Genomic DNA, 6,787 nt, shown 5'->3' on the forward strand with positions numbered 1-6,787 from the left:
CTGGACGCTGACGTACGCGTACACCGGCAACCAGACGCTCTCCGGCACCGGCTGGAACGGCACCTGGTCGCAGTCCGGCAAGAACGTCACCGTCAGCAACCCGGCCTGGGCGGCCGGCATCGGCGCCGGACAGTCGGTGACCGCCGGTGCCAACTTCTCGTACAGCGGCACCAATGCGGCGCCGACCTCGTTCGCGGTCAACGGCACCGCCTGCACCGGTGCGCACGCCGCCCCCACGGTCGCGCTCACCAGCCCCTCGGCGGGCGCGAACTACGCCGCCGGCGCGGCGATCCCGCTGGCCGCCAGTGCCGCCGCGGCGGACGGCGCGTCCATCGGCAAGGTCGAGTTCTACGACAACACCACGCTGATCGGCACCGCCACCACCGCGCCGTACACCTTCAGCTGGACGGGTGCCGCCTCCGGCAGCCACTCCGTCTACGCCAAGGCGTACGACAGCCTCGGTGCGACCAGCGAGTCGACCCCGGCCGGCATCACCGTCGCCGCCGGCCCGTCGATCACCGCGGTGCCCACCACCCTGTCGGTGACCCAGGGCAAGACCGGCACCTTCGCCCTGAAGCTGTCCTCGCAGCCCAGCGGCAACGTCACCGTCACCACCACCCGCACCTCGGGCAACACCGGGCTCTCCATCAGCGCCGGTGCCACGCTCACCTTCACCCCGTCGAACTGGTCCACCGCGCAGACCGTCACCCTGGCGGCCGACGCGGGCTCCACCGGCTCCGCGAACTTCACCTCCACCGCCACCGGCTACACCAGCTCGGTGGTCACGGTGACCGAACTCGCCGCCGGGACGGGCGTCTACGACGACCGCTTCCTGCAGCTCTACAACAAGATCAAGGCGCCGGCGAACGGCTACTTCTCGCCCGAGGGCATCCCCTACCACTCGGTGGAGACCCTGCTGGTCGAGGCGCCGGACCAGGGCCACGAGACCACCTCCGAGGCCTACAGCTACCTGCTGTGGCTGGAGGCGCAGTACGGCCGGGTGACGAAGGACTGGTCGAAGTTCAACGCGGCGTGGACGCTCATGGAGACGTACATGATCCCCACGCACGCCGACCAGTCGACGAACAGCTTCTACAACGCGAGCAAGCCGGCGACCTACGCCCCCGAGCACCCGCTGCCCAGCGACTACCCGTCGCAGATGGACAGTTCGGTGACCCCGGGCAACGACCCGATCGCCGCGGAGCTGAAGTCCGCCTACGGCACCGACGACATCTACGGCATGCACTGGCTGCAGGACGTGGACAACGTGTACGGCTACGGCAACTCGCCCGGCAAGTGCGAGGCCGGCCCGACCGACACCGGACCGTCCTACATCAACACCTACCAGCGCGGCCCGCAGGAGTCGGTCTGGGAGACGATCCCGCAGCCCACCTGCGACAAGTTCGCCTACGGCGGCAAGAACGGCTACCTGGACCTGTTCATCAAGGACGCGTCCTACGCCAAGCAGTGGAAGTTCACCGACGCCCCGGACGCCGACGCCCGCGCCATCCAGGCCGCCTACTGGGCGGACACCTGGGCCAAGGCCCAGGGCAACGGCTCGCAGGTCGCGACCGCCGTGGCCAAGGCCGGCAAGATGGGCGACTACCTGCGCTACTCGTTCTTCGACAAGTACTTCAAGAAGATCGGGAACTGCGTCGGCCCGACCGTCTGCGCGGCCGGCTCCGGCAAGAGCAGCGAGCACTACCTGCTGTCCTGGTACTACGCCTGGGGCGGCGCCACCGACAGCAGCGCCGGCTGGGCCTGGCGCATCGGCGACAGCGCCGCGCACGGCGGCTACCAGAACCCGATGGCCGCCTACGCCCTGGTGAACAACACCGCCATGGCGCCCAAGTCGGCCACCGGCAAGACCGACTGGACGACCAGCCTGGGCCGCCAGGTGGAGTTCCTGCAGTGGCTGCAGTCCAGCGAGGGCGCCATCGCGGGCGGTGCCACCAACAGCTGGGACGGCGCCTACGCCACCCCGCCGGCCGGCACCCCGACCTTCTACGGGATGTACTACGACGAGGCGCCGGTCTACCACGACCCGCCGTCCAACCAGTGGTTCGGCTTCCAGGCCTGGGGCGTGGAGCGGCTCGCCGAGTACTACTACGCGAGCGGCGACACCAAGGCCAAGGCCGTGCTCGACAAGTGGGTCACCTGGGCGCTGGCGAACACCACGTTCAACAGCGACGGCTCGTTCAAGATCCCGTCCACGCTGGCCTGGACGGGCAAGCCGGACACCTGGAACGCGAGCGCGCCGGGCAGCAACGCCTCGCTGCACGTGACCGTCGTCGACCAGACCAGTGACGTCGGCGTCGCGGGCTCGTACGCCAAGCTGCTGTCCTACTACGCGGCGAAGTCCGGCAACGCCGCGGCGAAGACCGCCGCGCAGAAGCTGCTGGACGGCATGTGGGCCAACAACCAGGACGCGCTGGGCATCTCCGTCCCGGAGACCCGCACGGACTACAGCCGGTTCAAGGACTCGGTCTCCGTCCCGTCCGGCTGGACGGGCACCATGCCCAACGGCGACCCGATCAACTCGGCGTCCACCTTCCTCTCCATCCGTTCCTTCTACAAGAACGACCCGGCCTTCGCCAAGGTCCAGTCCTACCTGGACGGCGGCGCCGCGCCGACCTTCACGTACCACCGCTTCTGGGCGCAGGCGGACATCGCGACCGCTCTCGCGACCTACGGGGAGCTCTTCAACTCCTGACGGCAACACGGGGTTTCGCCCCACCGTGACGTGACGGACGAACAGGACAGGTGCCCGGCCCGGCTGACAGCGGGCCGGGCACCGCTGTTGTGCGCATTTCGTGTCCGTGGTCTTGCGGATCACCACGCGCGTTCAATAGCGTCCGGTCCACCTCACGTGCCACCGCCACCAGCGGGGCACACTTCGAGACTCCGGAGGGTCAACCCCTATGAGTGTTCCTCGGATACGCCGGACCAGGACGGCGGCGCTGGGCCTCGCCCTCGCCACGGCGGGAGCCATCGCGCTGCCGTCGGGAACCGCCGCCGCGGCCGGCGCCGCGGACGCGCCCGGCCCACTGCTCAGCTACGTGGTGAACACCAAGGCCAACCACGGCCAGGTGAAGAAGGCCGAGCGGGAGATCGCCGCCCTCGGCGGCACCGTGGTCGTCTCCTACGAGCAGATCGGCGTGGTCGTCGCCCGCTCCACCGACAAGGACTTCGCGGCCAAGCTGCGTTCCTCGAAGACCGTCGACTCGGTGGGTGCCAGCCGCACCGCCGGGATCGTCCAGAGCAACGACGTCGAGGTGGCCGAACCGGCCGCCGTCCCCACCGCCGCGCCCGCCGACGGCTCCGAGCCGCTCTGGGCCAACCAGTGGGACATGCGGAAGATCGGGGTCGACAAGGCCCACGAGAAGACCCTCGGCAGCCGCCGGGTGGTCGTCGGCGTCCTGGACTCCGGCATCGACGCCACGCACGAGGACCTCGCGCCCAACGTCGACGCCTCGCTCTCCGCCTCCTGCATCAACGGCGGCAAGGCCGACACCTCCTGGCAGTCCTGGCAGCCCACCTCCAGCGACCACGGCACCCACGTGGCCGGCACCATCGCCGCCGCCAAGAACGGCAAGGGCATCGAGGGCATCGCGCCGAACGTCCGCCTCGCCGCGGTCAAGGTCGTCGACGACGGCGGGTTCATCTACCCCGAGTACGCCATCTGCGGCTTCATGTGGGCCGGTGAGCACCACTTCCAGGTGACCAACAACAGCTACTACATCGACCCGTGGCTGTTCAACTGCAAGACCGACCCCGACCAGGCCGCGATCGTCACCGCCGTCAAGCGGGCCGTCGCCTTCTCGCAGCGCAACGGCGTGCTCAGCGTCGCCGCCGCCGGCAACGAGAACATCGACCTCGCCCACAAGACCACCGACACCACCAGCCCCGACGACACCACCCCCGCCCCCCGGCCGATCGACGACAACTGCGTCTCGCTGCCGACCGAACTGCCCGGCATCGTGGTGACCACCTCCGTCGGCGACAAGGGCGACAAGTCCTTCTACTCCAGCTACGGCCTCGGCAAGGCCACCGTCGCGGCCCCCGGCGGCGACTCCCGCTACCAGCTGCCGGACACCCCCGACAAGAACGGCCGGGTCCTCTCCACCGTCCGCGGCAACAAGTACGCCTACATGCAGGGCACCTCGATGGCCTCCCCGCACGCCGCGGGCGTGGCCGCGCTGCTCGCCTCCACCCACCCGTGGGCCGGCCCGGACGAGCTCCGCGCCATGCTGCAGCACCAGGCCGACGACCACTCCTGCCCGGCGACCTTCGACCCCAGCGGCGACGGCGCCTGGAAGGCGGTCTGCGAGACCTCCGGCCACGGCAACGGCTTCTACGGCGCGGGCATCGTCAACGCCGACAAGGCCGCCGACTGGTGGCGCCTGTGACGTCGGTGACGTCCTGGGCTTCGGCCGGCTGAACGACGGACGAACTCCCCTGCCCCGCCCGAGTATCCGTACTCAGGCGGGGCAGGGCCGTTTCCGGCGACCCTCGGTACGGGGGCCGGAGGAGCGGGGGAGTGGTCGGGATGGTCGGGACGGACGGACGGCGCAGGACCGGCGCGGTGCTGGTGCTCGCGGGCAGCCTGGTGGTCGCGGTACCGGGGCTGGTGCTGCTGGCGATCGGCGTCTGCTTCGGCGTGGGCGGGACGGCCTCGGCCGGAGCGGGCGACTGGCTGCGGGCCGGCCTCCTCGTGCTCGGCGGCCCGCTGACCGGCCTCTGCGGGGCGGCACTGCTGCTGTGGACACCACGGGTACGCCGACTGGACCCCCTGGAACGGGCCGCACTGGTGGCCTTCTGCCTCTTCTGCGGCACCCTCGCCGAAGGCCTCCTCCTCGCCGCCGGCGCAGAGCCGGTACCGCCCTTGTATTAGGAGTGAGCCAACAGGGGGCCGGGAAACTGCGCAGTCCGGGGACGGGTACCGCTTCTGGTCGGGTAGGGCAGATCAGGGCCCCACGCGCCCTGGCGGCTCGCCCTCGTCAGCCGATGTGGCGGGTCCAGTCGGATTCGACCTGGGCGAGGCCGTGGCGGTTGGGGACCTGCTTGAGCCAGGCGGGGCGGGCGGCCATGGTGGCCGCGGCGCGGCGCTCCTCGGCGGCCCGCAGCTCCTCGGGCGAGGCGAACTCGGTCGGCAGCCAGGCGGCGGACCCCGCGGCCCGTTCGGCGAGGTGCGCCACGTACGCGTCGCGGACGGCCTGCGGCGAGTCGAACCCGGGTTCGTCGGCCAGCCAGGGCTCCGGCACCAGGCCGACGACCTCGCGCAGCAGCTCCTCGGTCACCCGCGGTGCGAACTCCTCGTCGGCCGCGGCCACCGCCGGCCGGAAGGCGCCCAGGGCGTGCGCGTTCATCGGGTACGGCTTGAGCACCGAGGCGGCCGCGCCGGACCACCGGTGATGGAAGATCAGCCCGGCGCCGTTGTCGATCAGCCAGAGCCGCCGGTGCCAGACCATCAGGTTGGGGTTGTGGACGGTGCGGTCGACGTTGCCGGTGAGGGCGTCCAGCCAGACGATCCGGCCGGCCTCCAGCGGGTCGACGGGCAGGGCGCCGGGGGTGAAGTCGCGGGCGCCGGGCAGCAGGTCCATGCCGAGGTTGAGTCCGGCGCTGGATCGCAGGATGTCCTGGATCTCGGTGTCCGGTTCGTGGGCGGCGACGGCGGGGTCGAAGTCGACCAGGACGAGCGGCGGCACCCGCAGCCCCAGCCGGCGGGCCAGCTCGCCCACGATCACCTCGGCGACGAGGGCCTTGGCACCCTGGGCCGCACCGGTGAACTTGACCACGTAGGTGCCCAGGTCGTCCGTCTCGACCACGCCGGGCACCGACCCGCCGGCACGCAGCGGATCGAGGTAGCGGAGGGCGGTCACCTGATCGAGCACACCGGCAAGCCTAACCCGCGCCCCGGGGTGAGTCGCGGGTGCGGCGGGGCCGGTGTGGTTGGCTTGGGCGCGTTCGGCCGGCGCCCCCGAGCGGCGGCGGCGAAGTCCAGTGAAGGAGAGCCCCCATGGGCAAGGTCCAGGCCATCACCGAGCGGGTCTACCAGGCGTCCCCGCAGCGGGTGTATGAGGCGCTCGCCGACTACGCCACCGTCCGGCCGCGGCTGCTGCCCGAGCAGTACAGCGAGTACGAGGTCCGTGCGGGCGGCACGGGCGCCGGCACCCAGGTGCACTGGCGGCTGCAGGCCACCGAGAAGCGGGTCCGGGACTGCCTGTTCTCGGTGACCGAGCCGCGGCCGCAGACCCTGGTGGAGACGGACGCCAACTCCAGCATGGTGATCACCTGGACGGTCACCCCGGCGGGGGAGGGCGCCAAGGTCGTGGTCGACGCCTCCTGGCAGGGTGCGACCGGCATCGGCGGCTTCTTCGAGCGCACCTTCGCGCCCAAGGGCCTCAACCGGATCCACGGCGCGGTCCTCGACCGGCTCTCCACCGAGGTCGAGTAGCCGTCGGGCGGTCGTCGAGCAGCCGTCCGCCGGTTGGTCGAGCGGCCGTACGACCCTGCGCACACCCGTGCGGACGGCCCGCGCCGTACGGGTGGTGCCCCGTCCCCGGGACGGGTGATCCCGGGCCCGCCGGCGGCCGCCCCAACCTAGGCTCGCGGCCGTGTATCTGACGATCCTTCATGCCGCGCAGCCGGTCGACGGCGGGGTGGCCCGGGTGGTGGTGGACCTCGTCCGCGGGCAGCGCGCGGCGGGCCACCGGGTGCTGCTGGCCTGTCCGCCCGGCGGGCTGCTCGCCGCCGATCTACCTGGGCCGCGCCTTCACCGACGACC

5 protein-coding genes and 1 pseudogene are annotated in these 6,787 nt (G+C 71.5%); 5 read left to right on the top strand and 1 reads right to left on the bottom strand.

What is annotated here, in order from left to right:
• From ABZ641_RS21825 to ABZ641_RS21835, 3 genes are all read left to right on the top strand, one after another.
• Positions 1-2,713: glycoside hydrolase family 48 protein (locus ABZ641_RS21825; protein WP_359984104.1), on the top strand; the 2,713-nt coding region annotated here is incomplete at its 5' end.
• Between the two features lie 208 nt (positions 2,714-2,921).
• On the top strand, positions 2,922-4,409 hold the full coding sequence (locus ABZ641_RS21830; RefSeq protein WP_344621941.1) for a S8 family serine peptidase: 1,488 nt from the start codon (positions 2,922-2,924) through the stop codon (positions 4,407-4,409).
• Positions 4,410-4,540: 131 nt separating this feature from the next.
• Positions 4,541-4,894, top strand: a complete 354-nt coding sequence (locus tag ABZ641_RS21835) for a hypothetical protein (RefSeq protein ID WP_359984107.1) — start codon at positions 4,541-4,543, stop codon at positions 4,892-4,894.
• A gap of 106 nt (positions 4,895-5,000) precedes the next feature.
• Here ABZ641_RS21835 and ABZ641_RS21840 read toward each other — a convergent pair whose 3' ends face one another.
• Positions 5,001-5,894 (bottom strand): HipA family kinase, encoded by an 894-nt coding sequence (locus ABZ641_RS21840; RefSeq protein ID WP_344621939.1) that lies wholly within the window; start codon positions 5,892-5,894, stop codon positions 5,001-5,003.
• A 125-nt stretch (positions 5,895-6,019) separates the two neighbouring features.
• On the opposite strand from ABZ641_RS21840, the gene ABZ641_RS21845 reads away from it, so the two are divergent.
• The gene (locus ABZ641_RS21845; RefSeq protein WP_344621938.1) at positions 6,020-6,457 is read left to right on the top strand and encodes an SRPBCC family protein; all 438 of its coding nucleotides are present in this window, start codon (positions 6,020-6,022) and stop codon (positions 6,455-6,457) included.
• 166 nt (positions 6,458-6,623) lie between these two features.
• Positions 6,624-6,787, top strand: a pseudogene (locus tag ABZ641_RS21850) (glycosyltransferase family 1 protein); the annotation flags it as partial.

The sequence above is a fragment of the Kitasatospora sp. NPDC007106 genome, assembly GCF_040634455.1.
Lineage (GTDB): Bacteria > Actinomycetota > Actinomycetes > Streptomycetales > Streptomycetaceae > Kitasatospora > Kitasatospora arboriphila.